Source organism: Oerskovia sp. PE-21s, assembly GCF_056158145.1.
Map to the genome: position 1 here is coordinate 99,861 of NZ_JBUXJM010000010.1, position 25,052 is coordinate 124,912.

General features: G+C 72.5%; 26 protein-coding genes. 16 read left to right on the plus strand and 10 right to left on the minus strand.

Annotation, left to right across the window (positions count from 1 at the left end):
• Window positions 1-2: 2 nt before the first annotated feature.
• From dnaE to ACZDYF_RS17385, 3 genes are read left to right on the plus strand one after another with little or no spacing between them, the layout of a single operon-like run.
• The gene (gene dnaE, locus ACZDYF_RS17375; protein ID WP_191790677.1) at window positions 3-3,560 is read left to right on the plus strand and encodes a DNA polymerase III subunit alpha; all 3,558 of its coding nucleotides are present in this window, start codon (window positions 3-5) and stop codon (window positions 3,558-3,560) included.
• Entirely contained in the window at window positions 3,545-4,099 is a 555-nt protein-coding gene (locus ACZDYF_RS17380; RefSeq protein ID WP_475060380.1) for an NUDIX domain-containing protein, read from the plus strand. Before dnaE ends, ACZDYF_RS17380 begins: the two co-directional genes overlap by 16 nt.
• A 10-nt stretch (window positions 4,100-4,109) precedes the next feature.
• Window positions 4,110-4,517, plus strand: coding sequence for a pyridoxamine 5'-phosphate oxidase family protein (locus ACZDYF_RS17385; protein WP_475060387.1), 408 nt, complete (start codon window positions 4,110-4,112; stop codon window positions 4,515-4,517).
• Window positions 4,518-4,572: 55 nt separating this feature from the next.
• Here ACZDYF_RS17385 and ACZDYF_RS17390 read toward each other — a convergent pair whose 3' ends face one another.
• Window positions 4,573-4,800, minus strand: a complete 228-nt coding sequence (locus ACZDYF_RS17390; RefSeq protein WP_475060391.1) for an RNA-binding S4 domain-containing protein — start codon at window positions 4,798-4,800, stop codon at window positions 4,573-4,575.
• A gap of 94 nt (window positions 4,801-4,894) precedes the next feature.
• Here ACZDYF_RS17390 and hisD point away from each other — a divergent pair, with 94 nt between their 5' ends.
• On the plus strand, window positions 4,895-6,220 hold the full coding sequence (gene hisD / locus ACZDYF_RS17395) for a histidinol dehydrogenase (protein ID WP_475060394.1): 1,326 nt from the start codon (window positions 4,895-4,897) through the stop codon (window positions 6,218-6,220).
• A gap of 125 nt (window positions 6,221-6,345) precedes the next feature.
• Here hisD and ACZDYF_RS17400 read toward each other — a convergent pair whose 3' ends face one another.
• The 3 genes from ACZDYF_RS17400 to ACZDYF_RS17410 all read right to left on the minus strand — a co-directional run bounded on the left by ACZDYF_RS17400 (window position 6,346) and on the right by ACZDYF_RS17410 (window position 10,734).
• On the minus strand, window positions 6,346-8,640 hold the full coding sequence (locus ACZDYF_RS17400; protein WP_475060529.1) for a DEAD/DEAH box helicase: 2,295 nt from the start codon (window positions 8,638-8,640) through the stop codon (window positions 6,346-6,348).
• A gap of 391 nt (window positions 8,641-9,031) precedes the next feature.
• Window positions 9,032-10,063 (minus strand): alcohol dehydrogenase AdhP, encoded by a 1,032-nt coding sequence (gene adhP / locus ACZDYF_RS17405; RefSeq protein ID WP_475060398.1) that lies wholly within the window; start codon window positions 10,061-10,063, stop codon window positions 9,032-9,034.
• 191 nt (window positions 10,064-10,254) lie between these two features.
• The gene (locus tag ACZDYF_RS17410; protein WP_475060403.1) at window positions 10,255-10,734 is read right to left on the minus strand and encodes a hypothetical protein; all 480 of its coding nucleotides are present in this window, start codon (window positions 10,732-10,734) and stop codon (window positions 10,255-10,257) included.
• Between the two features lie 155 nt (window positions 10,735-10,889).
• On the opposite strand from ACZDYF_RS17410, the gene ACZDYF_RS17415 reads away from it, so the two are divergent.
• The 7 genes from ACZDYF_RS17415 to ACZDYF_RS17445 all read left to right on the plus strand — a co-directional run bounded on the left by ACZDYF_RS17415 (window position 10,890) and on the right by ACZDYF_RS17445 (window position 16,265).
• Complete coding sequence (locus ACZDYF_RS17415) at window positions 10,890-11,393, plus strand: Rieske (2Fe-2S) protein (RefSeq protein ID WP_475060406.1); 504 nt, start codon at window positions 10,890-10,892, stop codon at window positions 11,391-11,393.
• A 188-nt stretch (window positions 11,394-11,581) separates the two neighbouring features.
• Window positions 11,582-12,721: a histidinol-phosphate transaminase gene (locus ACZDYF_RS17420; RefSeq protein WP_191790744.1), complete on the plus strand. Its 1,140-nt coding sequence runs from the start codon at window positions 11,582-11,584 to the stop codon at window positions 12,719-12,721.
• The gene (hisB, locus tag ACZDYF_RS17425; protein ID WP_191790683.1) at window positions 12,718-13,317 is read left to right on the plus strand and encodes an imidazoleglycerol-phosphate dehydratase HisB; all 600 of its coding nucleotides are present in this window, start codon (window positions 12,718-12,720) and stop codon (window positions 13,315-13,317) included. Before ACZDYF_RS17420 ends, hisB begins: the two co-directional genes overlap by 4 nt.
• An 86-nt stretch (window positions 13,318-13,403) precedes the next feature.
• Window positions 13,404-13,922 carry a hypothetical protein gene (locus tag ACZDYF_RS17430; RefSeq protein ID WP_191790684.1) on the plus strand — a complete coding sequence of 173 codons (519 nt, stop codon included), beginning with the start codon at window positions 13,404-13,406 and terminating at the stop codon, window positions 13,920-13,922.
• Window positions 13,919-14,566 (plus strand): imidazole glycerol phosphate synthase subunit HisH, encoded by a 648-nt coding sequence (gene hisH, locus ACZDYF_RS17435; RefSeq protein WP_191790685.1) that lies wholly within the window; start codon window positions 13,919-13,921, stop codon window positions 14,564-14,566. Before ACZDYF_RS17430 ends, hisH begins: the two co-directional genes overlap by 4 nt.
• 116 nt (window positions 14,567-14,682) lie before the next feature.
• A complete protein-coding gene (priA, locus tag ACZDYF_RS17440; RefSeq protein WP_191790686.1) occupies window positions 14,683-15,414 on the plus strand; it encodes a bifunctional 1-(5-phosphoribosyl)-5-((5-phosphoribosylamino)methylideneamino)imidazole-4-carboxamide isomerase/phosphoribosylanthranilate isomerase PriA in 732 nt (243 codons plus the stop codon).
• Entirely contained in the window at window positions 15,411-16,265 is an 855-nt protein-coding gene (locus ACZDYF_RS17445; protein WP_475060412.1) for an SseB family protein, read from the plus strand. Before priA ends, ACZDYF_RS17445 begins: the two co-directional genes overlap by 4 nt.
• Before the next feature lie 106 nt (window positions 16,266-16,371).
• Here the strand turns inward: ACZDYF_RS17445 and ACZDYF_RS17450 are convergent, their stop codons facing one another.
• The 6 genes from ACZDYF_RS17450 to ACZDYF_RS17475 all read right to left on the minus strand — a co-directional run bounded on the left by ACZDYF_RS17450 (window position 16,372) and on the right by ACZDYF_RS17475 (window position 21,028).
• Window positions 16,372-16,803: a spore germination protein GerW family protein gene (locus ACZDYF_RS17450; protein WP_400275061.1), complete on the minus strand. Its 432-nt coding sequence runs from the start codon at window positions 16,801-16,803 to the stop codon at window positions 16,372-16,374.
• A 10-nt stretch (window positions 16,804-16,813) separates the two neighbouring features.
• Complete coding sequence (locus ACZDYF_RS17455) at window positions 16,814-17,575, minus strand: S1C family serine protease (protein ID WP_475060417.1); 762 nt, start codon at window positions 17,573-17,575, stop codon at window positions 16,814-16,816.
• Window positions 17,572-18,306 carry a hypothetical protein gene (locus tag ACZDYF_RS17460; RefSeq protein ID WP_475060420.1) on the minus strand — a complete coding sequence of 245 codons (735 nt, stop codon included), beginning with the start codon at window positions 18,304-18,306 and terminating at the stop codon, window positions 17,572-17,574. Before ACZDYF_RS17460 ends, ACZDYF_RS17455 begins: the two co-directional genes overlap by 4 nt.
• Complete coding sequence (locus ACZDYF_RS17465) at window positions 18,303-18,656, minus strand: DUF1844 domain-containing protein (RefSeq protein ID WP_191790688.1); 354 nt, start codon at window positions 18,654-18,656, stop codon at window positions 18,303-18,305. Before ACZDYF_RS17465 ends, ACZDYF_RS17460 begins: the two co-directional genes overlap by 4 nt.
• Before the next feature lie 278 nt (window positions 18,657-18,934).
• On the minus strand, window positions 18,935-20,437 hold the full coding sequence (locus ACZDYF_RS17470; RefSeq protein ID WP_191790689.1) for a catalase: 1,503 nt from the start codon (window positions 20,435-20,437) through the stop codon (window positions 18,935-18,937).
• A 156-nt stretch (window positions 20,438-20,593) separates the two neighbouring features.
• Complete coding sequence (locus tag ACZDYF_RS17475) at window positions 20,594-21,028, minus strand: Fur family transcriptional regulator (RefSeq protein WP_318243738.1); 435 nt, start codon at window positions 21,026-21,028, stop codon at window positions 20,594-20,596.
• A 478-nt stretch (window positions 21,029-21,506) separates the two neighbouring features.
• Here ACZDYF_RS17475 and infC point away from each other — a divergent pair, with 478 nt between their 5' ends.
• The 5 genes from infC to thpR all read left to right on the plus strand — a co-directional run bounded on the left by infC (window position 21,507) and on the right by thpR (window position 24,797).
• Window positions 21,507-22,451 carry a translation initiation factor IF-3 gene (infC, locus tag ACZDYF_RS17480; RefSeq protein WP_475060533.1) on the plus strand — a complete coding sequence of 315 codons (945 nt, stop codon included), beginning with the start codon at window positions 21,507-21,509 and terminating at the stop codon, window positions 22,449-22,451.
• Window positions 22,452-22,542: 91 nt separating this feature from the next.
• The gene (gene rpmI / locus ACZDYF_RS17485) at window positions 22,543-22,737 is read left to right on the plus strand and encodes a 50S ribosomal protein L35 (protein ID WP_030150472.1); all 195 of its coding nucleotides are present in this window, start codon (window positions 22,543-22,545) and stop codon (window positions 22,735-22,737) included.
• Between the two features lie 76 nt (window positions 22,738-22,813).
• Window positions 22,814-23,200 (plus strand): 50S ribosomal protein L20, encoded by a 387-nt coding sequence (gene rplT, locus ACZDYF_RS17490; protein ID WP_030150471.1) that lies wholly within the window; start codon window positions 22,814-22,816, stop codon window positions 23,198-23,200.
• Window positions 23,201-23,238: 38 nt separating this feature from the next.
• Complete coding sequence (locus ACZDYF_RS17495; RefSeq protein WP_475060425.1) at window positions 23,239-24,171, plus strand: TrmH family RNA methyltransferase; 933 nt, start codon at window positions 23,239-23,241, stop codon at window positions 24,169-24,171.
• Window positions 24,168-24,797 carry an RNA 2',3'-cyclic phosphodiesterase gene (gene thpR / locus ACZDYF_RS17500; RefSeq protein ID WP_475060430.1) on the plus strand — a complete coding sequence of 210 codons (630 nt, stop codon included), beginning with the start codon at window positions 24,168-24,170 and terminating at the stop codon, window positions 24,795-24,797. Before ACZDYF_RS17495 ends, thpR begins: the two co-directional genes overlap by 4 nt.
• Window positions 24,798-25,052: the final 255 nt, after the last annotated feature.

Below are 25,052 nucleotides of genomic sequence, written 5' to 3' on the forward strand. Positions count from 1 at the left end.
GCATGCCGTCTGCCGTCGCCCCCGGAAGCACCCAGAAGTCCGACGACTTCGTCCACCTGCACGTCCACACCGAGTACTCGATGCTGGACGGCGCCGCGCGGCTCGGAGACCTCTTCGAGGAGACCGCGCGCCTGGGGCAGAAGGCGATCGCGACCACGGACCACGGCTACATCTTCGGGGCGTTCGACTTCTGGTCCAAGGCGACCCAGGCGGGCATCAAGCCCATCATCGGCGTCGAGGCGTACGTCACGCCCGGCACGAGCCGCTTCGACCAGACGCGCGTGCGCTTCGGCGAGAAGGGCCAGGAGTCCGACGACGTCTCGGCCCGTGGCGCGTACACGCACCTGACGATGTGGGCCCGCAACAACGAGGGCTTGCACAACCTCTTCCGCGCGAGCTCGCTCGCCTCGCTCGACGGCCAGATGGGCAAGTGGCCCCGCATGGACCGCGACCTGCTCGAGCGCTACGGCAAGGGCATGATCGCGTCCTCGGGCTGCCCCTCGGGCGAGATCCAGACCAAGCTGCGGCTCGGCCAGTGGGACGCGGCCGTGCAGGCCGCCGGCGAGCTCCAGGACGTGTTCGGCAAGGAGAACTTCTACGTCGAGCTCATGGACCACGGGCTCGACATCGAACGACGCGTCATCAAGGACCTGCTGCGGCTCTCCGAGACGATCGGGGCACCGCTCGTCGCGACCAACGACCTGCACTACGTGAAGAAGGAGGACAGCCACTCCCAGGAGGCGCTGCTGTGCATCAACTCCGGCTCCACGCTCGCCGACCCGGACCGCTTCAAGTTCGACGGCGACGGGTACTACGTGAAGTCGGCAGCCGAGATGCGGCACATCTGGAAGGAGCTGCCCGAGGCCTGCGACAACACCCTGCTCATCGCCGAGCAGTGCGAGGTCAGCTTCGACACGTCCGCGAACTACATGCCCAACTACCCCTGCCCCCCGGGCGAGGACGAGACCTCCTGGTTCATCAAGGAGGTCGAGAAGGGCCTGCACTACCGCTACCCGGACGGCATCTCGGACGCCGTGCGCAAGCAGGCCGAGTACGAGACCCAGGTCATCGTGCAGATGGGCTTCCCGGGCTACTTCCTCGTCGTCGCCGACTTCATCAACTGGGCCAAGGACAACGGCATCCGCGTGGGGCCGGGGCGTGGCTCGGGTGCGGGCTCCATGGCCGCGTACGCGATGCGCATCACGGACCTCGACCCGCTCCAGCACGGCCTGATCTTCGAGCGGTTCCTCAACCCCGACCGTGTGTCCATGCCCGACTTCGACGTCGACTTCGACGAGCGTCGTCGTGGTGAGGTCATCCGCTACGTGACGGAGAAGTACGGCGAGGACCGCGTCGCCCAGATCGTCACGTACGGCACCATCAAGGCCAAGCAGGCCCTCAAGGACTCCTCGCGTCTCCTGGGCTTCCCCTTCGCGATGGGGGAGAAGCTCACCAAGGCCATGCCGCCCGCGATCATGGGCAAGGACATCTCGCTCACGGGGATCTTCAACCCCGACGACAAGCGCTACAACGAGGCCGACGAGTTCCGCCAGATCCACTCGGCGGACCCCGACGCGCAGCGCGTCGTCGAGCTCGCCAAGGGCATCGAGGGACTGAAGCGCCAGTGGGGCGTGCACGCGGCCGGCGTCATCATGTCGAGCGAGCCGCTCATCGACATCATCCCGATCATGCGCCGCCTGCAGGACGGCGCGGTCATCACGCAGTTCGACTACCCCACCTGTGAGGGCCTCGGCCTGATCAAGATGGACTTCCTGGGGCTGCGCAACCTCACGATCCTCGACGACGCGCTCGAGAACATCGTGATGAACGGCAAGGACCCGGTCGAGCTCGAGGCGCTCACGCTCGACGACCCCAAGACGTACGAGCTCCTGGGGCGCGGCGACACCCTGGGCGTGTTCCAGCTCGACGGCGGCGGCATGCGGACGCTGCTCAAGCTCATGCGCCCCGACAACTTCGAGGACATCTCGGCCGTGGGCGCGCTCTACCGCCCGGGCCCCATGGGAGCCAACTCCCACACCAACTACGCGCTGCGCAAGAACGGGATGCAGGAGGTCACTCCGATCCACCCCGAGCTCGAGGAAGCCCTCGAGGACATCCTGGGGACCACCTACGGCCTGATCGTGTACCAGGAGCAGGTCATGGCCATCGCGCAGAAGGTCGCCGGGTACTCGCTCGGCCAGGCCGACATCCTGCGCCGTGCCATGGGCAAGAAGAAGAAGTCCGAGCTGGACAAGCAGTTCGAGGGCTTCTCGAACGGCATGAAGGAGCGCGGCTTCTCCATGGCCGCGGTCAAGACGCTGTGGGACATCCTGCTGCCGTTCTCGGACTACGCGTTCAACAAGGCGCACTCCGCGGCGTACGGCGTCGTCTCCTACTGGACCGCCTACCTCAAGGCCAACTACCCGACCGAGTACATGGCCGCGCTGCTCACGAGCGTGCGCGACGACAAGGACAAGTCGGCCCTCTACCTCAACGAGTGCCGCCGCATGGGGATCACCGTCCTGCCGCCGGACGTGAACTCGTCGTCGGCCAACTTCACCGCCGTCGGCAAGGACATCCGCTTCGGCCTGACCGCGGTCCGCAACGTCGGTGCCAACGTGGTGGACGCGATCGTCGCGACCCGCGAGGAGAAGGGGACCTTCGGGTCCTTCACCGACTTCCTCGACAAGGTCCCCGCCGTCGTGTGCAACAAGCGGACCATCGAGTCGCTCATCAAGGCTGGGGCGTTCGACTCGCTCGACCACGCGCGGCGCGCGCTGCTCGTGGTGCACGAGCAGGCGGTGGACTCGGTCATCAGCGTCAAGCGCGAGGAGGCCAAGGGGCAGTTCGACCTCTTCGCCGACCTGGGCGCCGAGGACCCCGCCATGTCGTTCAGCGTCGACGTGCCCGACATCCCCGACTGGGACAAGAAGCAGCGCCTCGCGTTCGAGCGCGAGATGCTCGGCCTGTACGTGTCCGACCACCCGCTGTCGGGGCTCGAGCACGTCCTGACACGCGCGGCCGACACGTCGATCGCCGCGCTCATGGCCGACGAGGCACGCCCCGACGGCTCGACGGTCGTCATCGCCGGCCTCATCACCTCGCTCCAGCGCAAGATGAGCAAGAACGGCAACCCCTGGGCCGCGGTCACGATCGAGGACCTCGAGGGCGGGGTCGAGGTCATGTTCTTCGGCGAGACGTACCTCGCGTACTCGACGATCCTCGCCGAGGACCAGGTCGTGGTCCTGAGGGGGCGCGTGCGACGCCGTGACGAGACCATGCAGCTCCAGGCCATGGAGGTCTCGCTCCCGGACATCTCGACGGTCGCCGAGACGCCGGTGCTGGTGAGCCTGCCCGAGTCGCGCTGCACCCAGCCCGTGGTCGAGCGGCTGCGCGAGATCCTCTCGACGCACCCGGGGGTGACCGAGGTCCACCTCAAGCTCACGAGCCCTGGCCGGACCAAGGTCATGCGGCTCGAGGACACCCTGCGCGTCGAGAAGAGCCCCGCGCTGTACGGGGACCTCAAGGCGCTGCTCGGGCCGACGTGCCTCACGGTGTGACCGGGACCGGGATCGGAACCGAGGGCCCAGGGCCCGGGGGCGGGTACCTCCCGGCGCCGGACGGCTCCCCGGGGCGCTTCCAGGTGATCCCGGCGGCCTACGTGCTGCTGCGCCGCGGTGACGAGGTCCTGCTCCAGCTCCGGCAGAACACCGGGTACATGGACGGCCACTGGGCCGCGGCCGCGGCCGGGCACGTCGAGGAGGGCGAGAGCGTGCTGGCCGCCGCGCGGCGAGAGGCGCGCGAGGAGCTGGGGATCGACGTCGCGACGGCGGACCTCGAACCGCTCACGGTCATGCACCGCACGCGCCCGGGCGGTGGGGCGATCGAGCAACGGGTCGACTTCTTCTTCGCGAGCCGCACATGGTCCGGCGAGCCGGTCGTCGTCGAGCGGGACAAGGCCGCCGACCTGCGCTGGTTCGCGCTCTCCGCCCTGCCCACCACCGTCGTGCCGCACGAGGCCGCGGTGCTCACCGCGCTCGCACAGGGCGCCGTCCCGCTGGTCACGACCTACGGCTTCGGGCCCGGCCAGGACACGTAGACTCGCGGTCGTGATCCACCTGACCCCCGAGCAGCGCGTCTTCGTGACCGAGCGCCACCTGGCGACCCTGACCACCCTGCGGGAGGACGGCAGCCCGCACGTCGTGCCCGTGGGCTTCACCTGGGCCCCCGAGACCGGGGTCGTGCGGATCACCACGAACGACACGTCGGTCAAGGCGCTCAACGCCGAGCGCCTCACGCCCGAGGGGGCTCACCCCCGGGCGGCCGTCTGCCAGGTCGAGGGCGGGCGGTGGATCACCCTCGAGGGCACCATCTCGGTCTCGCGCGACCCCGACGAGGTCGCCGAGGCCGTGCGCCGGTACACGCGGCGCTACAAGGAGCCGCGCGTCAACCCGCGCCGCGTCGTCCTGCGGATCGTCGCGGACAAGGTCATGAGCTCGAGCTACATGGCCTTCTGAGGGGTACGGGGGGGCGGCTGCTGGGCAGCCGGGGCGCCCCAGTACCCCCCCGCGGCTAGCCGACGATCGCGCCGACCTGGCCGGTCGGCACGTCGACCGTGACGACGTCGCCCTTGCGGAGCTGGCGGCCGCGGCGCGTGTCGACCTCGCCGTTGACCTGAACCTCTCCCTCCGAGATGAGGTCGCGGGCGTGGGCACCGGAATCGACGAGGCTCGCGAGCTTGAGGAACTGGCCGAGGCGGATGACGTCGTCGGTGATCTCCACCGTGGGTGTCGTGGTCATGAGGACCATTCTCTCGCGTCCGGGACGTACCGGGGACCTGCCCATCTGCTGAATGGCCTGGAGGTCGGCTCACGGCCCGGCCTACGATGGGTCGGTGATCAATCGCATCGACCTGCGTGGTCGTTCCCTGTCTCCCCGTGAGCTCACGGAGATCCTGCCTCGTCCGGAGATCGGCGTCGAGGACGCGGCGGAGAAGGTCGCCCCGATCCTGCATGACGTCCGCCTGCACGGTGCCTCGGCGCTGCGGGACCTCTCGGAGCGGTTCGACGGCGTGCGACCGGTCCACCTGCGGGTCCCGGCGGAGCGCATGGCCCAGGCCCTCGAGACGCTCGACCCGCTCGTGCGCGACGGACTCGAGGAGGCGATCCGCCGCGTCCGCACGGTGCACGCCGCCCAGCGCCCCCAGCCGTTCTCGGTCGACCTGGCGCCGGGAGCCCAGGTCCGCCAGCGCTGGATCCCGGTGCGTCGCGTCGGGCTCTACGTGCCCGGTGGGATCGCGGTCTACCCGTCGTCGGTCATCATGAGCGTCGTCGCGGCGCAGGAGGCCGGCGTGCGCGAGCTCGCGGTGGCCTCTCCGCCGCAGCGCGAGAACGACGGCCTGCCGCACCCCACGATCCTCGCGGCGTGCGCGCTGCTGGGCGTCGAGGAGGTGTACGCCGTCGGCGGGGCCCAGGCGATCGGGATGTTCGCGTACGGCGCCGCGGGCGGCGAGCCGCAGGACGGCGACTACCTGTGCGAGCCCGTCGACGTCATCACGGGTCCGGGGAACATCTACGTCGCGGCCGCCAAGCGGCTCGTGCGCGGTGTCGTCGGGATCGACTCCGAGGCAGGTCCCACCGAGATCGCGATCCTCGCGGACGGCGGCGCGGACCCCACGCACGTCGCGCTCGACCTCATCAGCCAGGGCGAGCACACGCCTGACGCCGCGGCCGTGCTCGTGACACCGTCGGTCGAGCTGGCAGCGGCCGTCGATGCCCGCCTCGTGGACCTTGTCCCCGAGACCAAGCACGCGGCGCGCGTGGCGCAGGCGCTGTCCGGGCCGCAGTCCGCGATCATCGTGGTCGACGACCTGGAGCAGGGTCTCGACGTCGTCGACTCGTACGGTGCCGAGCACCTCGAGGTCCAGACGGCCGACGCCGCCGCCGTGGCCGAGCGGGTGCAGAGCGCGGGCGCGATCTTCGTGGGACCTTACTCGCCCGTCCCGCTGGGCGACTACATGGCGGGCTCCAACCACGTCCTGCCGACCGGTGGCTGCGCGCACTACTCGAGCGGGCTCGGGGTGCACAGCTTCCTGCGCGCGGTCCAGGTCGTCGAGTACTCGGCCGACGCGCTCCAGGAGCTGGCGGACCGCATCGTGGCCGTGGCCAACGACGAGGACCTGCCCGCGCACGGCGAGGCGATCAGGGCGCGCTTCCAGTAGGCGCGGCACGTCCCGAGCGGGGCGGGGACCGGAGAGCTGTTCTCCGGTCCCCGCCCCGCTCTCGTGCGTCACCGTCAGCACCGTCAGCACGTCAGCGTCGTCAGCGCCGTCCGAGCTGTCAGGGCCTATCGCACCCCGAGCACGAACGGGTAGACCGCCGCAGCGCCTGCCTGACGCAGCAGGCGGGCGGCGACCGTGAGGGTCCAGCCCGAGTCGGTGTAGTCGTCGACCAGGAGGATCCGGCGTCCCGCGAGACCGGCCAGCGCGGGCCCGGACAGCTCGAGCCGGAGGCGTTCGACGACCCCCGCCAGGCGCATGGCCGAGTTCACGTCGTGGCGCCCGGGCTGCTCGCGGCCCGGCACGGGACCGACAGACCCGACGAGCGGGCGGTCGAGGTAGCGCGCGAGCCCGCCCGCGAGGTGCTGGACGAGGTGAGGTCGCGTGGCCGACCGGACCGACACGACGCCGTCGAGCAGGAGCCGGCGCGCGGGAGCCGGCTCGTCGCCCGCCCCGTCCGCCGCCGACGCGGCGTCGGCCGCCCCGGCGGCATCGAGGCCGTCGCCGCTGGGTGCGGCGTAGAGCGCGTCCCACTCGTCGAGCACGCGTGCGGCCGCACGGCGCAGCGCGACGGGAGTCTCGCCGTCGGGTACGCCGGGCGCGAAGAGCTCACGCAGCGGACCCGACCAGCCCAGCCCGTCGAGGCGCGCGACGGCGCGTCCCGGGGACGCGAGCTCCTCGGGCGACAGCCGGCCCTTGAGGTCGAGCCCCAGCCGGTCGAGGCCTGTGGGCCACTGGCGGCGCGCGACGACCTCGACTCCCGGGCGGTCCATGTCTGCACGCGCGGCGGACACGGCCTCGGCGTCGGGGGCCGCGGGCAGGTCGACGCCGCCGCACCGGTCGCACCGTCCGCACCGCCAGCCGGGCTCGAGCTCGGGGTCGTCGAGCGTCGCGCGCAGGAAGGCCATGCGGCAGCCGGTCGTGGCCTCGTAGTCGATCATGGATCGCTGTTCGGCGAGCCGGGTCTGCTCGACGCGCGCGTACCGGTCGGCGTCGTAGACCCACGGCTGCCCGGTCGAGACCCAGCCGCCCTTGACCCGGCGCACCGCGCCGTCGACGTCGAGCACCTTGAGCATGGTCTCGAGGCGTGAGCGCTTGAGGTCGACCTGCGTCTCGAGGGCCGCGACCGACTGCGTGCCGCCCCCGGCCTCGAGGGCCGCGAGCGTCTCGCGGACCTGTCGCTCGGCGGGGAAGGCGAGCGAGCCGAAGTACTCCCAGATGCGCCGGTCCTCCTCGCCGGGCAGGAGCACGACGACCGCGCTGTCGACGCCACGCCCCGCACGACCGACCTGCTGGTAGTACGCGATGGGCGACGAGGGTGCCCCGAGGTGCACGACGAACGCGAGGTCCGGCTTGTCGAAGCCCATGCCGAGTGCCGAGGTCGCGACGAGCGCCTTGACCCGGTTCTCCTTGAGGTCGGCCTCGAGCTGCTCGCGCTCGGTCGTGTCCGTCTGGCCCGTGTACGCGGCCACGGCCAGCCCCGTCGCGCGGAGCTGGCTCGCGACCTGCTCGGCGGCCGAGACCGTCAGGCAGTAGACGATCCCCGAGCCGTCGACGTCCTGGAGCGTCTCGGCGAGCCACGCGATGCGGCTCGGCTGGTCGGGCAGGTTCAGCACGGCCAGGTGCAGCGACTCGCGGTCGAGGCCGCCGCGCAGCACGAGCACGTCCTCGCGCGGGGCTCCGGGCGCACCGGCGACGGCGCCCGGGGCTCCCGCCCCGACCGACGCCCCCGTGACCCCGAGCTGCTCCGCGACGTCGGCGGTCACGCGCTCGTTCGCGGTCGCGGTCGTCGCCAGCACGGGGATGCCCGGGGGCAGGTCCGCGAGCAGGGTGCGGATGCGGCGGTAGTCGGGCCGGAAGTCGTGGCCCCAGTCGGAGATGCAGTGCGCCTCGTCGATCACGACGAGGCCCGCGTCGGCCGCGAGCCGGGGGAGCACCTCGTCGCGGAAGCCGGGGTTGTTGAGCCGCTCGGGCGAGCAGAGCAGCACGTCGACCTCGCCCGCGGCGATCGCGGCGTGCACCTCGTCCCACTCGGTCATGTTCGAGGAGTTGATGGTCACGGCACGGATCCCGGCGCGGGCCGCGGCCGAGATCTGGTCGCGCATCAGGGCGAGCAGCGGCGAGACGATGACCGTGGGACCCGCGCCGCGCGAGCGCAGCAGCGAGGTCGCGACGAAGTAGACCGCGGACTTTCCCCAGCCGGTGCGCTGGACCACGAGGGCCCGACGGCGGAACGCGACCAGGGCCTCGATCGCGAGCCACTGGTCGTCGCGCAGCGCGGCGTCGTCGCGGCCCACGAGCTTGCGGAGCGCGGCCTCGGCCTCCTCGCGCAGGTCCTTGCCCTCGAGGAGCCCGCGCAGCATGGCGACCTTGGCGAGCCGCGCGGCGTCGGCGGCCGAGGCAGCGTCGGTCGGGGTGTCGGTCGCCGTGTCGGCCGGGGCAGGCGCCGGGGCCGGTGCCCCGCCGGGGGCGGCGGCGCGACGCACCGCGGGTCCCGCGTCGTCGGGGACCGGGGGCTCGTCGTAGAGGTCGGCGGGGGGCTCCGACGCGAAGTCGGGCGGGAGGTCGGCGTACGGGTCGTGCGGGTCACGGGGGAACGAGGTCACCCAGCGATCGTAGGCGCTGGGTGGGACAGCGCGCGGTCGTGCACAGGTCGGGCCCGGTGCGCCCGATGGGAGTCCGTCGGACGCACCGGGCCCGCGTGGTCGGCGCCGTCGCCCGCCCAGGGGCGGGCACGAGCCGCTCACCGGGTGCTCAGGAGCGCATGTCCATGACGACGCGCCCGTCGATCTTGCCCTGCTCCATCTCGCTGAAGATGTCGTTGACGTCGCTCAGCGGCCGGACGGTGTAGGTCGGGGTGACCTTGCCGCGGGCGAAGAAGTCCAGGGCCTCGGCCATGTCCTTGCGGGTCCCGACGATCGAGCCGCGGACCGTGAGACCGAACAGCACGGTCGTGAAGATGTCGAGCGGGAACTTCTCCGGGGGCAGCCCCACGAGGGACACGGTGCCGCCGCGGCGCAGCGCTCCGACGGCCTGGGGGAACGCGTGCGCGTTGACCGCCGTCACGAGCGCCCCGTGCACGCCGCCCCCGGTCTTCTCCTGGATCTCGGCCGCGGCGTCGGCCGACGTGGCGGCGTTGACCGTGACCTCGGCGCCGTGCTTGCGGGCCAGGGCGAGCTTGTCGTCGTCGACGTCGACCGCGGCGACGCGGCGGCCCATCGCGACCGCGTACTGGACGGCGATGTGGCCCAGGCCGCCGATGCCGGAGACCAGGACCCACTCGCCGGGCTGGGTGTCGGTCTGCTTGAGGCCCTTGTAGACCGTGACGCCCGCGCACAGGATGGGGCCCACCGCGGAGTCCTCGACGCCGTCGGGGATGATCGGGGCGTAGCGGGAGTCCACGAGCATGTACTGACCGAACGAGCCGTCGACCGAGTAGCCGCCGTTCTTCTGGTGCGGGCAGAGGGTCTCCCAGCCGGTCTCGCAGTACTCGCACTCGCCGCACGCGCTCCAGAGCCAGGCGTTGCCGACCTTGTCGCCGACCTTCACACGTGTGACCTGGTCGCCGACGGCCACGACCGTGCCGACGCCCTCGTGGCCGGGGACGAACGGCGGGGACGGCTTGACCGGCCAGTCGCCGTGGGCGGCGTGCAGGTCGGTGTGACACACGCCGGTGTAGTCGACCTTGACGAGCGCTTCGAGGGGTCCGGGGGTGGGGACCTCGACGTCGTCGATCGTGAGGGGTGCGGCGAATGTGTGGACGACGGCTGCCTTCATGGTGCTCATGGCTCTCCTCCAGGAGCGGACACCGGGGGGTCGAGCCGTCGACTGGCGCGTCAGGCGCGACGGGACGCGCTGCGCGTCCCATGATGTCCGGCTCCTCGACCGTATCCGAGCGGGTCGGCGGGTGCGCGGTGAGTGCCGGTGAGCACGGACCGGAGGCTTGTGAAGATCATCACAAGCGATGTTCGTGCAGTTCAGGAGCCCCTCCGCGACCGCCCCGACGCCCGGCGACGTTCGACCACGAGCGCCAGCAGCGCACCGACGAGCGCGACCCACTCGGCCACCGCGGCCGTGACCTGCTGGACCCCGCCGACCGTCTCGTTCACGCTGAAGAAGCCGACGGTCGTCGACAGGTAGAACGCGCCCAGCGTCGCGACGGAGAACCCGATCGCCCCCAGCAGCGGCAACCAGTGGCGCCACACCAGGACCGCGAGCCCGAGCGCGAACCCGGCGACCGCGTTGAGCAGGAACAGCGGCCCGACGACCTCGATGTCCTGGTAGCCCTGGACGTACAGGAACAGGTGGACGTCGGCCGACAGCAGCAGCCCCGCGGCCGTCACGCCGCGCAGCAGCCACGCGCCGCGCGGGAGCGGCGGGGGCGTGGGAGGCGTGCCCGACGCCGGTGAGCGCCCGGGCGTCGAGCCGTCGGTGGGAGGTGGGCCGGACGCGTCCATGGGGTGCTCCGAGTGCTCTGGTGCAGGTGCGCTGAGCGCTCCGGCGCGCGCAGGATGCGCGCCCCGGGCGGGCCGTGCCGCGCTCGCGCGCGGCACGGGGCCCGATGCTTCAATTGAAGGACCGATCGACCCGGGACGCACGGCGGAGGGTGACCATGAGGACCTCGACCACGCAGGTGACCACGAGCTCGGTGCAGGCGGTGGCGTCCGCCCCGGACCTCCTCACCCGACGCTCGCTCCTCGTGTCCGCAGGTACGGGCGCGGGGGCGTTGGTCCTCGCCGCCTGCTCGGGCGGCGGTGGCGGGAGCAGTGCCACCGGGACCACGGGCGAGGGCGGGGGGACGAGCGGGACTGCCGCGGCGCCGTCGGGCACCGTGGTCACCGCCACGGGCGACGTGCCCGTGGGCGGCGCGGTGTCCGTCCAGGTCGACGGCGCGCCCTACCTCGTGACCCAGCCCGAGGAGGGGACGTTCGAGGCCTTCAGCGCGATCTGCACGCACCAGGGCTGCACGGTCGCGCCGGGCGACGGCGAGCTCGACTGCCCGTGCCACGGGTCCCGCTTCGACCTGACCACGGGCGACGTGCTCGCCGGCCCGGCGCCCTCGCCGCTCCCACGCCTCGCCGTCGCGGTCAGCGGGACGGACGTCGTCACGACCTGACGCACGGGCGACGGACGACGGGACGCGCGTCGCACGCAGGCTCACCGACCGCCTGCCGGACGTCCACCGCTCCCGCACGAACGGCTTCGTAGACTGTCCTGGTGACCACTCCACTCCTCGAGTCCCCGGACGGCGCACCCCAGGCGGGTGCCTCCCTCTCGCAGCCCCGCGCGCACGCCGCGTCCGAGGTGCACCTGCCGGTGCGGACCGAGCACGCGGGGATCGAGCCGTACGGGGCGCCGCAGCTCGACGTCCCCGTCCTGCTCAACGTCAACGAGAACCCCTACGCGCCCTCGGCCGAGGTCGTCGCGACCATCGCCGCCGACGTCGCCGCTGCCGCCGCGACCCTCAACCGCTACCCGGACCGCGACTTCCTGGGACTGCGCCAGGACCTCGCGGACTACCTCGCGGGGGAGTCGGGCGTGCGGGTGGCCCCCGAGCAGGTGTGGGCGGCCAACGGGTCGAACGAGATCATGCTGCACCTGCTCCAGGCCTTCGGCGGCCCGGGGCGCACCGCGCTGTCCTTCGCGCCCACCTACTCGATGTACCCCGAGTACGCGCGCGACACCTCCACAGCCTGGGTCACCGGCCGCCGCGAGGAGGACTTCACCCTCGACGCCGACGCCGCTCGTGCGGCGATCGCTGAGCACGCGCCGTCCGTGATCCTCCTGGCGAGCCCCAACAACCCGACGGGCACGGCCCTGTCGCGCGAGGTCGTCGAGGCCGTGTGCGAGGCGGCGCTCGCGGTCACGCCGCGCGGCGCCGAGCCGGGCACGTCCGCGGTCGTCGTGGTCGACGAGGCGTACGGCGAGTTCCGTCGCGCCGGGGTCCCCTCGGCCCTCGAGCTCCTCGAGCGCTACCCGAACCTCGCGGTCACCCGCACCATGTCCAAGGCGTTCGCGCTGGCCGGGGCCCGTGTGGGCTACCTCGCCGCGGCGCGCCCGCTCGTGGACGCGCTGCGCGTGGTCCGCCTGCCGTACCACCTGTCGGCCGTGACGCAGGCCGTCGCCCGCGCGGCGCTCAAGCACTCGGCGTCCCTCCTGGCCCAGGTCGACGACCTGCGGGCCGAGCGCGACGCCACCGTCGCCTGGCTGCGCGCGCAGCGTCCGGCCGTCCTGGACGGCGAGCCCCTGCAGGTCGCCGACTCCGACGCGAACTTCGTCCTGTTCGGCACGTTCCCGGACCGCCACGCGATCTGGCAGGGCCTGTTGGATCGAGGCGTCCTCATCCGGGAGACTGGACCGGACGGATGGCTGCGGGTGTCGATCGGCACGCCGCAGGAGATGACGGCGTTCAAGGACGCCCTGGTGGAGGTGGCAGGACTGTGAAGCGCACCGCGCGCATCGAGCGCGCGACGTCGGAGTCGAGCGTGCTCGTCGAGCTGGACCTCGACGGGACCGGGAAGACGGACATCTCGACGACCGTCCCGTTCTACGACCACATGCTGACGGCCCTCGGCAAGCACTCGCTCATCGACCTCACGGTCAAGGCCACGGGTGACACGCACATCGACGCGCACCACACGGTCGAGGACGTCGCGATCACGATCGGCGAGGCGCTGCGGATCGCGCTGGGCGACAAGGCCGGGATCTCACGGTTCGGCGACGCCATGGTCCCGCTCGACGAGGCGCTCGCGCTCGCGGTCGTGGACGTGTCGGGTCGCCCGTACCTCGTGCACGAGGGGGAGCCCGCGGGGCAGGAGTACCACCTGATCGGTGGCCACTTCACGGGGTCGCTCACCCGCCACGTGCTCGAGTCGATCGCGCACCACGCGGCCATCTGCATCCACGTGCGCGTGCTCTCGGGCCGCGACCCCCACCACATCGTGGAGGCGCAGTTCAAGGCGCTCGCCCGCGCGCTGCGGTTCGCCGTGGCGCCCGACGCCCGGGTCGACGGCATCCCGTCGACCAAGGGTGCCCTGTGACCTCCGAGCCGACCACCCCCGCTCAGCCCGACGGGCCTGAGCACGGCGATCACCCCCGCGACCCGCGGACGACCGAGACGGACGACATGACCACCCCGCAGAACCCCGCCGACGAGCCCGAGTTGGACCTGGAGATCCCGGACGACATCTCGAGCCTGCTCACCCCCTCCGCCGACCCCGACGTCGCTGTCCTCGTGACGCAGATCGCGGGCGCCGAGCCGCTCGCGGCGGCGTGCTCCATCGCGCAGATCGAGGTCGACGCCGTGCCCACCGGCATCGGTGCGCTCGCCGTCCTGCGCGACCTGTCGGGCGACGCCCCGCAGCGGGCGGCGGCCGCGATCTCGACGCTCGTCAAGGGCGTGCCCCTGATCCTCCTCACGCGTCGTGGCGAGCAGCTCACGGCGACCCGCTGGGAGGACGGGGTCGAGGGCGACACCCTCGCCCCCGGCCTCGTGCTCGGCGGCGCCCCCGAGGAGCTCGAGGACCTCGTGACGGGGCACGCGACCGTCACGGACCTCCCGGGCGTCGTCCCCAGCTCGGGCATCTCACGCTGGAAGGCCATGCGTCTGCTCACCGCCTCCGCCCGCAAGGCGCGCAAGAAGTGAGCGAGGGCCCCTCGGTCGTCGTCCTCGACTACGGCTTCGGCAACGTCCGCTCCGCGGTCCGCGCGCTCGAGCGGGTCGGCGCGCGCGTCGAGCTGACCGCGGACCGAGCGCGCGCGTCGGAGGCCGAGGGCCTGGTCGTGCCCGGCGTCGGCGCGTTCGCCGCGGTCATGGCGGGGCTCAAGGCCGTGCGCGGCGACCAGATCGTCGAGCGCCGCCTCGCGGGCGGTCGTCCCGTGCTCGGGATCTGCGTCGGCATGCAGGTCATGTTCGACGAGGGCGACGAGCACGGCACCCTCACCGAGGGGCTCGGCGAGTGGCCCGGCATCGTCGACCGCCTCGAGGCGCCCGTCGTCCCGCACATGGGCTGGGACACCGTCGAGGTGCCCGAGGGCTCGGTGCTGTTCGACGGGATCGCCGACGAGCGGTTCTACTTCGTGCACTCCTACGCGGCGCGCCACTTCTCGCTGGGCGTCGACGAGCCCGTGGGTGCGGCGTTCCGCGCCCCGCTCGTCACGTGGTCCGACCACGGCGGCCGGTTCGTCGCGGCCGTCGAGAACGGTCCGCTCTCCGCGACGCAGTTCCACCCGGAGAAGTCCGGCGACGCCGGTGCCCGGCTCCTGGAGAACTGGGTCCGTTCGCTCTGATGCCCGTCCGGGAGGGGCTCAGGCCCCGCCCTTCGCTCGACCGTTCATCGTGTCACCCGGCGCCTGCGCCCCGCGCTCGCGCCCACCCCCTCGTGAATCCTCGGAAGGACCACCTCATGACCGATCGTCTCGTCCTGCTGCCCGCCGTCGACGTCGCCGCCGGGCAGGCGGTGCGCCTCGTCCAGGGGGAGGCGGGCTCGGAGACCTCGTACGGCGACCCGCTGTCGGCGGCCCTCGACTGGCAGGCCGGCGGCGCCGAGTGGGTGCACCTCGTCGACCTCGACGCGGCCTTCGGTCGCGGCTCCAACGCCGAGCTCCTGGCCGACGTCGTCGCGCGCCTCGACGTCAAGGTCGAGCTCTCCGGTGGCATCCGGGACGACGAGTCCCTGGCCCGTGCGCTCGCGACGGGCTGCTCGCGGGTCAACCTCGGCACCGCGGCCCTCGAGAACCCCGAGTGGACGGCCAAGGTCATCGCCGAGCACGGCGACGCGATCGCGGTCGGGCTCGACGTGCGCGGCACGACCCTCGCGGCCCGCGGCTGGACGCAGGAGGGCGGGGACCTGTGGGAGGTCCTCGAGCGCCTCGACGCGGCCGGCTGCTCGCGCTACGTCGTGACCGACGTGACCAAGGACGGGACGCTGCGCGGCCCCAACATCGACCTGCTGCGCGAGGTCGCCTCGCGCACCGACGCCCCGGTCGTCGCGTCGGGCGGCATCTCGAGCCTCGCGGACCTCGAGGCGCTGCGCGCGCTCGTGGGCGAGGGCGTCGAGGGGGCCATCGTCGGCAAGGCACTGTACGCGGGCGCCTTCACGCTGCCCCAGGCCCTCGACGTGGCAGGCCGTCCGTGACCTCGCCCTTCTCCGACGGCTCCGCCGGTTCCGACCCTTCGGCCGCCTCGGCTCCTCCGGTCATCGGTGATCCGCACGCGGGGCACGCGCACGGCGCGTCGCCGTTCTCGAAGGGCCCGGCGGGCGAGGGGACGGGCAAGGCGCTGCCTCCGTCCTCGGGCTTCGCGGACGACGACGGCTCGGCCGACCCGGCGCTCACGAGCGTCCTCGCGGACTTCTCGGCAGGGACGGCGAGCCTCACGGAGGTCGTCGCGCAGCTCGGCCGCACGCGACTGCTGATCCCCATCCTGGCCGAGCTCGAGAAGTCCGGCGTCGGGGAGCACGGGCAGAAGGTCGACAAGGAGGCCTCGGCGGGCGTCGTCGCGCTCGAGGCGCCCGACGGACGCCGTGCGCTCCCGGTGTTCTCGAGCGTCGCGAGCATGGCCGCCTGGCGTCCCGACGCGCGCCCGGTCCCGGTCGACGCCCCGCGCGCCGCCCTGTCGGCCGTGAGCGAGGACTGGTCGCTCCTGGTCCTCGACCCCTCAGGACCGGTCACGGTCCTGGTCCCGCGCCCTGCGGTGTGGGCGCTCGCGCAGGGCAAGCAGTGGGCGCCTGCGGTCGCGGACGGCGTGGTCGCGGCGGACGTCGCTGCGGAGATCGCGGGCGCGGTCTCCGGGATCGAGCACGTCGCGGCGGTCCGCGCCGAGACCGGTCGGAGCGCCGAGGTCGCAGTCGTGCTCGCGATCGACTCGGGGCTCGACCGGCGCGGCCTGGACGCCGTGCTGGCGCAGGTCAACGCGGCCCTCGCGGGCAGCGACGTGGTCTCGGAACGGGTCGACTCGCTCGAGCTGCGCATCGGGCGCGCCGACTGACCTGCGGACGCGACGTCGTCGGGCGCCTGGCGGGGACGGTGCGGTGCCCGGAGGATGCCCGACGACGCCACCCGGCTCGCGCTGCGCGGCAGGCGAACGCAGGGGTTCAGCGGCGACGGCGCCCCAGGACCCAGCCGCCCACGAGCGCGACCACCATGGCCACGACCTGGCCTCCCAGGATGACCCGGTTGAGGTCGAGGGCGGGGTGCCACCGGGTGCCGTCGGGGCCCACGGCGTAGACGCCGACAGGACGCACGTGCACGCCGAAGCCCCCGCCGCCCCCGGCTCCCTCGCCCGGACCCTCGCCCTGCCCGGTGTCGTCCGCCGAGGAGCCCGTCGACCCGTCGAGCGCGCCGACGCCGTACCCGTAGCCCGTCCCGCTGCCGCCCCACACCTTCGCGACGGGAATCACCAGCGTCCCGTCGCGCTCGTAGGCTTCGCCGAAGACCTTGCGCACCGAGAAGGCGTCGCTCGCGGCGCGTGTGATGAAGGAGGGGTCCGGTCGGCCCGTCGCGTCCTTGCTGCTGTCGCTGCTCATGCCTGGCAGCCTACGAGCAGGGCGGCAGGGTCGCGAAGGCGGACGCGTCGTCGAGCATCGCGCGCAGCGTCGAGACGGGCACGAGGAGCGACGCGTCGGTCGACTTCGCGTAGACCACGCCGATCACCTCGCCGGCCTCGTTGAGCGCGGCCGACCCCGAGCTGCCGGGTTCGACCTGCGCGTCGGTCACGAGCACCTGGCCCAGGTTCTCGTGCAGGGGGTCCGTGGCGGTGCCCACGACCTTGCCCTGCGTGACCGTGAGCTGGCCGCCCTCGGGGTAGCCGACGACCGTCACGGTGTCGCCCTGGGCCGGGTCGGCGGCCGCGAGCGTCGGGGCCGAGGGGAGGTCGTCGCTCGTGCGCACGATCGCGAGGTCCGCGAGCCCCGCGGCGCTCGCTGTCTCGACCTGGATGTCGCGGCCGTCGTAGGTCAGGACCTGGAGGGACTTCGACCCCTCGACCACGTGCTTGTTGGTGATGAGCGTGCGGTCGTCGAGCGCGAAGCCCGAGCCCGTCGAGAGCGACGAGCACCCGACGTTGCGGATGCGGACCGCCATGCGCTTGACCGCGTCGAAGCCGTCCGGGGAGAGGTTCTCCGAGCCGACGGGATCGGCCTGGGGCGCCACGCTGGGCACGACCGAGGTGGGCATGGGCTCGGGGAGCCCGGGCAGGATCCCGCACCCCGCGGCCAGGGCTGCGAGGAGCGTCGCGGTGACGGCGGCGGTCACCGGGCGGGCGGGCGACCGGTGACCGGAGCCCCGTGCCCGACTCACTTCTCGAGCTCCTTCTGGAGCTCGGTGTTGGCGGCCGTCGCGGCGTTGCACAGGTCGTCGACCTGGGTCGCGAAGCGCGCGAGGTCGTCGGGGTTGTAGGCGTCGCGGTTGTTGAGGTAGCCGATGAGCTCGTCCTGGGCGGTGGTGCACTGGCCGAGGGCCGCGGCGACGGTGCCGGCGGCCTCGGAGATGCGGGCCTGGTAGTCGAGGTACTGCTGCGAGGCCACGTTCTCGTCGCCGAGCTGGGCCTTCTCGTTCGCGAGCGCGGTGATGCGCTCCTGGGCCGTCGTGAGCTGGGAGCGCGCGGACTCGAGCTCGGAGTTCGCGCCGTCGAGGTCGGCGTCGAGCTGGGCGACCTGGCGACCGAGCTCGCGGGACTCCTTCTCCCACTGCGCGCTGCGGTCCTGCCAGCTCAGCGTCGTGACCAGGAGGTACGCCGCGAGCCCCAGCGCGACGACGAGCGCTGCGGAGAGCACGAGGATCGCGACGGTCTTCCCGCGCCCCGACCCGCCACGCGCGGGTCCGGTCTCCGGTCCCGTCCGGTCCGCGGCGGACAGGTAGGCCTGGGTCTGCGGGGCGGCCCCCGGGAGCGGGGTCGAGCTGCCCGGGACGAACGCCGGGGGAGCGGGCGGCGGACCAGGGGTCCCACCGGGCGGGGGCACGACGCCGTCGCCCCCGTGCGCGCTGGACGGCGGGGGAGGCGTCGGCTGCCCGCCCGGCGGGGTGCTCAACTGACCGCGCCCGTGTACTTCTCGCCGGGGCCCTCGCCCAGGGCGTCGGGGTAGACCGAGGCCTCGCGGAACGCGAGCTGGAGCGAGCGCAGGCCGTCGCGGAGCGACCGGGCGTGCTGGTTGCCGATGTCGGGGGCCGAGGCCGTCACGAGCGCGGCGAGGGCGTTGATGAGCTTGCGCGCCTCGTCGAGGTCCAGGTGCTCCTTCTCGGCGGCGTCCTCGGCGAGGCCGCACTTGACGGCGGCGGCGCTCATGAGGTGGACGGCGGCGGAGGTGATGACCTCGACGGCTGCGACGTCGGCGATGTCCCGGGTGGCGTCCTGGGCGATGGGGTCGTTCTCGGTAGTCATGTGCTCATCCTTCCAGAGGGAACGAGCGCTCGGGACCCGTCCGGGGTGCCCGAGCGGGCCCGACCGCGGGGCGCGGTGGACGACAGAGGTGCGCGGCGCCGTCGGGCACTGCGCCTGGCCCAAATAGTGTGCCAAGCGACTGTGTCCGGCTCCGCCTCGCCCCGCCGCCACGCGGAGGCGGCGAAGAGCCCGGAGGCCGGGCCCGCGGGGAGCGGACCCGGCCTCCGGGCGTGACGCACGCCCTGCCCGACGACGGCGCGCCGGGCAGCGGCGCGGCGTCAGGAGTGCGCGGGCTCCGACGTGACGCCGGGCTCGTCGGCCGCGAGCGGGGCGACCTCGAGAGCGCTGCGCAGGGCAGCGCCCAGGGCGGCGTCCACGTTGGTCCAGTACTGGATCGCGCGCTCGCGGATCGCGATGCTCTGCACCCCACCGACGGCGTTCGTGATGGTCTCGAGGAAGCGCGCCTTGGCCGCGTCGTCGAAGACCTCGCGGTAGAGCGTGCCGGCCTGGCCGAAGTCGTCGTCCTGCGCGTGCAGCGTCGCCGCGGAACGCGTCAGCTCACCGTCCGACTCCCAGGACCCGACGCCCGCACGTGCCTCGTCGGCCACGGGGCCGCCCAGGCTGTTGGGGGCGTAGACCGGCGTCGTGGGCGCGTTGAACCCGTGACGCTGGGCACCGTCCTGCGAGTAGTTGTGCACCGGCGCGGCGTGCGGTGCGTTGACCGGGATCTGGTTGTAGTTGGTGCCCACGCGGTAGCGCTGCGCGTCCGGGTAGGAGAACACGCGGGCCATGAGCATCTTGTCGGGGCTGATGTCGATGCCCGGGACCGTGTTCGCGGGGGAGAACGCCGCCTGCTCGATCTCCGCGAAGAAGTTCTGCGGGTTGCGGTTGAGCGTGTGCGTCCCGACCTTGATGAGCGGGTAGTCCGCGTGCGGCCAGACCTTCGTCAGGTCGAACGGGTTGAAGCGGTACGTCTTGGCGTCCTCGTACGGCATGACCTGGACGTGCACGTCCCAGGAGGGGAAGTTGCCGGCCTCGATCGCCTCGTACAGGTCGCGGCGGTAGTAGTCCGCGTCGGCGCCTGCGATGAGCTCGGCCTCCGAGCCCTCCATCTCGACGTTGCCCTGGTTCGAGGTGAAGTGGTACTTGACCCAGAAGCGCTCGCCGGCGGCGTTGATCCACTGGTAGGTGTGCGAGCCGAAGCCCGGCATCTCGCGCCACGAGCGCGGCAGGCCGCGGTCACCCATGAGGTACGTGACCTGGTGCGCCGACTCGGGGGACAGGGTCCAGAAGTCCCACTGCATGTCGGCGTCGCGCAGGCCCGAGCCCGGCAGGCGCTTCTGCGAGTGGATGAAGTCGGGGAACTTGATGCCGTCGCGGATGAAGAAGACCGGGGTGTTGTTGCCGACGATGTCGTAGTTGCCCTCGGTCGTGTAGAACTTCACCGAGAACCCGCGCACGTCGCGCCAGGTGTCGGGGGAGCCCTGCTCGCCCGCGACGCTCGAGAAGCGCTGCAGCGTCTCGGTGCGCGCGCCCGGCTGGAAGACTGCCGCGCGGGTGTACGCCGAGACGTCCTCCGTGACGACGAACTCGCCGAACGCGCCACCGCCCTTGGCGTGCACGATGCGCTCCGGGATGCGCTCGCGGTTGAACTGCGCGAGCTTCTCGACCAGGTAGCGGTCGTGCAGCGCCGTCGCGCCGTCGGCGCCCGCGGTCAGCGAGTGGGCGTCGCTCGGGACGGGGGTGCCCGTCTGGGTCGTGGTGAAGGGGGTGTTCGTCATCGTCTTCTCCTTCAGGTGAGGCCGTCATGGGCCCAGGACCTGTGCGTGGGTAGGGGGCGGTAGGGACAGGTGCTCCGGGGGAGCGGTGAGGGGTCGTGGCTGTGCCCCGCAGGTACGGGGCCGGTCAGGGGGCCGCGTGGTGGTGCCGGCGGGTGGTCAGTCGGCGCAGTCCGGACACAGGCCCCAGTACGTGACCTCGGCGGTGTCGATCGTGAAGCCGTTGTTCCCGCTCGGGGTGAGGCACGGCGCATGACCGACGGCGCAGTCGATGTCCGCGACGGCCCCGCACGAGCGGCACACCACGTGGTGGTGGTTGTCGCCCAGGCGCCGCTCGTAGCGGGCCGGGTGGCCCGCAGGTTCGATGCGACGCAGGAGGCCGTGCTCGGTGAGCGCGTTCAGGACGTCGTAGACGGCCTGGACGGACACCGACCCGAGCACCTCGCGCGTCGCCCGCAGGACGTCGTCCGCGTCGGCGTGCTGCTGCCGGGTGACCACGTCGAGGACCGCGAGACGGGCAGCGGTCACCCGGAGCCCGCTGTCGCGGAGCTCGGTCTCGTGGTCCGCGGGGCGGATCGTCTTGTCGGTGGGCACGCCGCCACTCTACCCCCATTTTCTGGAAGAGTTCCATTGATGGAGGATGTCCAGTGCGTGGTGTGTCGGTGGACGGGGCGGTCCGGCGGGGTGCTTCGCCTCGTCCGGCGGTGGGCGGCGCGGGGTCGAGCGGGGGCGGGGTGGAGTCCCCGGACATGCGTGCTAGTCTTGGTGGCTGACCGACCCGTACGTTCTCGTCGAGGCTCCAGCTGGTGCTTCGAAGAGTCGAGTACGGGTGCGCAAAGTGGATTCCATCCCACCTGAGCTTCAACTGCTGACGATCGTCACGACAGAGGCCGGGTCTCGGTCCGGAGCGTCGCCGTTCTTCACGGTGGCGCGACGGTGTGTTCGTCGCACCCGCGACGACCCGATCGATGGCCTCCTCCTGCGCTCTGGGACGGGGGCCTTTCCCGTTCCTGGTGGTCTACCGACGACTTCCTAGGAGCATCACATCAGCGAGCCTCGCATCAACGATCGGATCCGTGTCCCCGAGGTCCGACTCGTCGGCCCAGGTGGGGAGCAGGTCGGCGTCGTCCGCATTGAGGTCGCCCTGAGCCTTGCCCAGGACGCTGACCTCGACCTGGTGGAGGTCGCCCCCGACGCACGCCCGCCGGTGTGCAAGCTCATGGACTACGGCAAGTTCAAGTACGAGTCGGACATGAAGGCCCGTGAGGCTCGCCGGAACCAGGCGAACACGGTCCTCAAGGAGATCCGTTTCCGTCTGAAGATCGACCCGCACGACTACGGCACCAAGAAGGGCCACGTCGAGCGCTTCCTCGCTGCGGGCGACAAGGTCAAGGTCATGATCATGTTCCGCGGCCGTGAGCAGTCGCGCCCGGAGATGGGTGTCCGCCTCCTGCAGCGCCTCGCCGACGACGTCGCCGAGCTCGGTTTCATCGAGAGCATGCCCAAGCAGGACGGGCGCAACATGGTCATGGTGCTCGGCCCGGTCAAGAAGAAGGCCGAGGCCAAGAGCGAGCAGCGCAAGCGTGCTCAGGAGGCCGAGCCCCGCCCGACGAAGTCGGCCGCCAAGCCCGCTCCGGTCGAGGTCTCCGAGGAGCCCGCGGACGGCGACGACGTGCCCTTCGAGGTGCAGGTCGCCGAGGCCGCCGAGCTCGTCGCGTCGGCCGAGGCCGCTGCCGCGGCCAAGGCTGCTGCCGCTCCTGAGCCGGCTCCCGCACCTGCCGCCGCACCGGCGGCCGCACCCAAGGCTGCCCCCCGTGCAGCAGCGCCGCCCAAGGCCGCAGCACCCAAGGCCGCCGCGCCCAAGGCCGCTGCCCCGGCCGCCACGCCCAAGCCTGCGACGGCGCCCAAGCCCGTCGCGGTGCCGAAGCCGGCTGCCATGCCGAAGCCTCCGGCCCCGCGCCCGGCGCCCAAGCCGAGCTCGGCCTCCAAGCCGAAGCCCGGCGGCAAGCCCAGCTGACCAACTGACACCGAGCCAGGCCCACCGGCCACGGCCCGAACACGTCGGGTCCCTCCCGGGATCTCGACCAGACAAAGGAGAAACGGCAGCCATGCCGAAGAACAAGACGCACTCCGGCGCCAAGAAGCGGTTCCGCATCACCGGCAGCGGCAAGGTCATGCGTGAGCAGGCCAACAAGCGCCACCTGCTCGAGCACAAGTCGAGCACCCGCACGCGTCGCCTGTCTGCTGACCAGGTCGTCGCCCCCGCTGACGTCAAGAAGATCAAGAAGCTGCTCGGTAAGTGATCTGCCTGGTGGTCGCGCCCCTGGTGCTGACCACCGCTGAGTCCCTACCTGAGCCCCGAACTGCAAGGAGCATCACGTGGCACGCGTGAAGCGGGCGGTCAACGCCCAGAAGAAGCGCCGTACAACTCTCGAGCGCGCTGCGGGTTACCGCGGCCAGCGTTCGCGTCTCTACCGGAAGGCGAAGGAGCAGGTCACCCACTCCCTCGTCTACTCCTACCGCGACCGCAAGGCGCGCAAGGGCGACTTCCGTCGCCTGTGGATCCAGCGCATCAACGCTGCGTCCCGCGCGCAGGGCCTGACGTACAACCGCCTGATCCAGGGCCTCAAGGCCGCTGGCATCGAGGTCGACCGTCGCGTCCTCGCTGACCTCGCGGTCAACGACGTCACGGTCTTCAACGCGCTCGTCCAGGCTGCGAAGGACGCTCTGCCTGCCGACGTGAACGCCCCGAAGGCTGCTGCCTGATCATCGAGCAGCGACTCTTCTCACCGGACGCCCGCACAGTGAACGATCTGTCCTCAGGTCGCCCCGTACCGTTCTTCCGTCGCGTTCCCGAGGTCTCCAACCCTCGGAGCGACCGGGTCAAGGCGGTCCGGGCACTGTCCGGGCGTCCGGCGCGTTCGCGCCACCAGCAGTTCCTCGTCGAGGGGCCGCAGGGGGTGCGTGAGGCCGTCCGGCACGGCGCGCGCCTCGTCCGCGACGTGTACGTGACGTCGTCGGCCGCAGACCGCTACGCGGAGATCGTCGACGACGCGCTCGCCGAGGGCCTGCACGTGCACCTCACGACGCCCGAAGCGTTCGAGGCCATGAGCTCCGACGCCCAGGGCATCCTCGCGGTCGTCCGGACCCAGGACCTCACGCTCGACGACGCGGTCTCCGCCTCGCCGCGGCTCGTCGCGGTCCTCGCGACCGTCCGCGACCCCGGCAACGCGGGCACGGTGATCCGTGCCGCTGATGCTGCCGGCGCCGACCTGGTCGTCCTCGCGGGCGAGAGCGTCGACGTGCACAACCCCAAGGTCGTGCGCTCCACGGCGGGCTCGCTGTTCCACGTCCCCGTCGTGACGGGCGTGAGCCTCGCCGAGACGGTCGACGCGCTGCGCTCCGCCGGGCTGGTGGTCCTCGCCGCCGACGGCGACGGGGACCACGACCTCGACGACCTGCTCGACGTCGCCGGTAGCGCCCCTGGCGAGACTCCCGACCTCTCGCGGCCGACCGCGTGGGTCTTCGGCAACGAGGCCTGGGGCCTGCCACCCGAGGATCGTGAGCTCGCCGACGCCGTCGTGAGCGTCCCGATCCGCGGGCAGGCCGAGTCGCTCAACCTCGCGACGGCCGCCACGGTGTGCCTGTACGCGTCGAGCCGGGCGCACCGCCCCCGTCGCGCAGGCGTGTCGGCCCCGGCCACCGCCCCTGCCGGCGGCGCGGACGGAGCCGTGTGAGGGGAAGGTCGGCGCGACTGTTCGCGGCCCTGTATCCCTCGGACGAGGCCCTCGACCACCTGGGGCTCGCGCTCGCCGCTCTCGGTGCGGTCGCCCTCGACGACGGACGTCCCTCGCTGCGCTGGACCCCGCGCGACCTCATGCACCTCACGGTCGCGTTCTTCGGCGAGGTCGCCGAGGGCGCCGCGGACGACCTGGCCGGAGCCCTCGACGAGGTCGCACGGGACACGGAACCCTTGTCGTTGCACCTGCGCGGTGGCGGCACCTTCGAGGACCGCATCCTGTTCGCGGGAGTGGGCGGCGACACGGAGGCCCTGCGACGGCTGAGCGCCGCGTCCGCGGAGGCGGCATCCGACGTCGGGCTGCGGCTCGATCGCAGGCCCCGCCAGCGCGCACACCTGACGGTGGCGCGGGCCTCCGGGCCCCGCAGGACGTCCCGCCGGAAGACGGACCCCCGGCCCACGGGACCCGGGCCCGCCGAGCTCGCGCACGCCCTGGCCGTCTACGAGGGGCCGCGGTTCACCGCGGCCGAGCTCTGCCTCGTCGAGTCGACCCCGGGGGCGGGGCGCAGCGGGGGCCCGCTCTACGAGGTCGTGCGGTCGTTCGGTCTCGGCGAGCGTCGCTGACCGACGGCTCGACGCTCGGTGCGACCACGCGTCCCGCCGCCGGACCGGGCGGTCCGCCCTGGCACCTCCCACGCCCGCGAGGCAGCGATGTGGGACCATGAGGGCATGCAGCGCGATGATCGCCGATTTACGTGGCCCGCTCGAGGGCCGCGCGGCTGACGCTGCGCACGCCGACCACAGGACACCGTGCGGTGGCCTCGGATCGGCCGGTCGTGCCCCGGCGGGCGCTCTAGAATCTTCAGTTGGACGCGCGAG

Excerpts from the sequence above, each read along its gene's own strand:
- ACZDYF_RS17410 (WP_475060403.1), bottom strand. The coding sequence starts at position 10,734 with ATGGACGCGTCCGGCCCACCTCCCACCGACGGCTCGACGCCCGGGCGC.
- priA (WP_191790686.1), top strand. The coding sequence starts at position 14,683 with ATGACCGATCGTCTCGTCCTGCTGCCCGCCGTCGACGTCGCCGCCGGG.
- rpmI (WP_030150472.1), top strand. The coding sequence starts at position 22,543 with ATGCCGAAGAACAAGACGCACTCCGGCGCCAAGAAGCGGTTCCGCATC.
- dnaE (WP_191790677.1), top strand. The coding sequence starts at position 3 with ATGCCGTCTGCCGTCGCCCCCGGAAGCACCCAGAAGTCCGACGACTTC.
- ACZDYF_RS17415 (WP_475060406.1), top strand. The coding sequence starts at position 10,890 with ATGAGGACCTCGACCACGCAGGTGACCACGAGCTCGGTGCAGGCGGTG.
- ACZDYF_RS17430 (WP_191790684.1), top strand. The coding sequence starts at position 13,404 with ATGACCACCCCGCAGAACCCCGCCGACGAGCCCGAGTTGGACCTGGAG.
- ACZDYF_RS17465 (WP_191790688.1), bottom strand. The coding sequence starts at position 18,656 with ATGACTACCGAGAACGACCCCATCGCCCAGGACGCCACCCGGGACATC.
- ACZDYF_RS17470 (WP_191790689.1), bottom strand. The coding sequence starts at position 20,437 with ATGACGAACACCCCCTTCACCACGACCCAGACGGGCACCCCCGTCCCG.
- ACZDYF_RS17390 (WP_475060391.1), bottom strand. The coding sequence starts at position 4,800 with ATGACCACGACACCCACGGTGGAGATCACCGACGACGTCATCCGCCTC.
- adhP (WP_475060398.1), bottom strand. The coding sequence starts at position 10,063 with ATGAGCACCATGAAGGCAGCCGTCGTCCACACATTCGCCGCACCCCTC.
- ACZDYF_RS17400 (WP_475060529.1), bottom strand. The coding sequence starts at position 8,640 with ATGCTGCGCGGGCTCCTCGAGGGCAAGGACCTGCGCGAGGAGGCCGAG.
- ACZDYF_RS17450 (WP_400275061.1), bottom strand. The coding sequence starts at position 16,803 with ATGAGCAGCGACAGCAGCAAGGACGCGACGGGCCGACCGGACCCCTCC.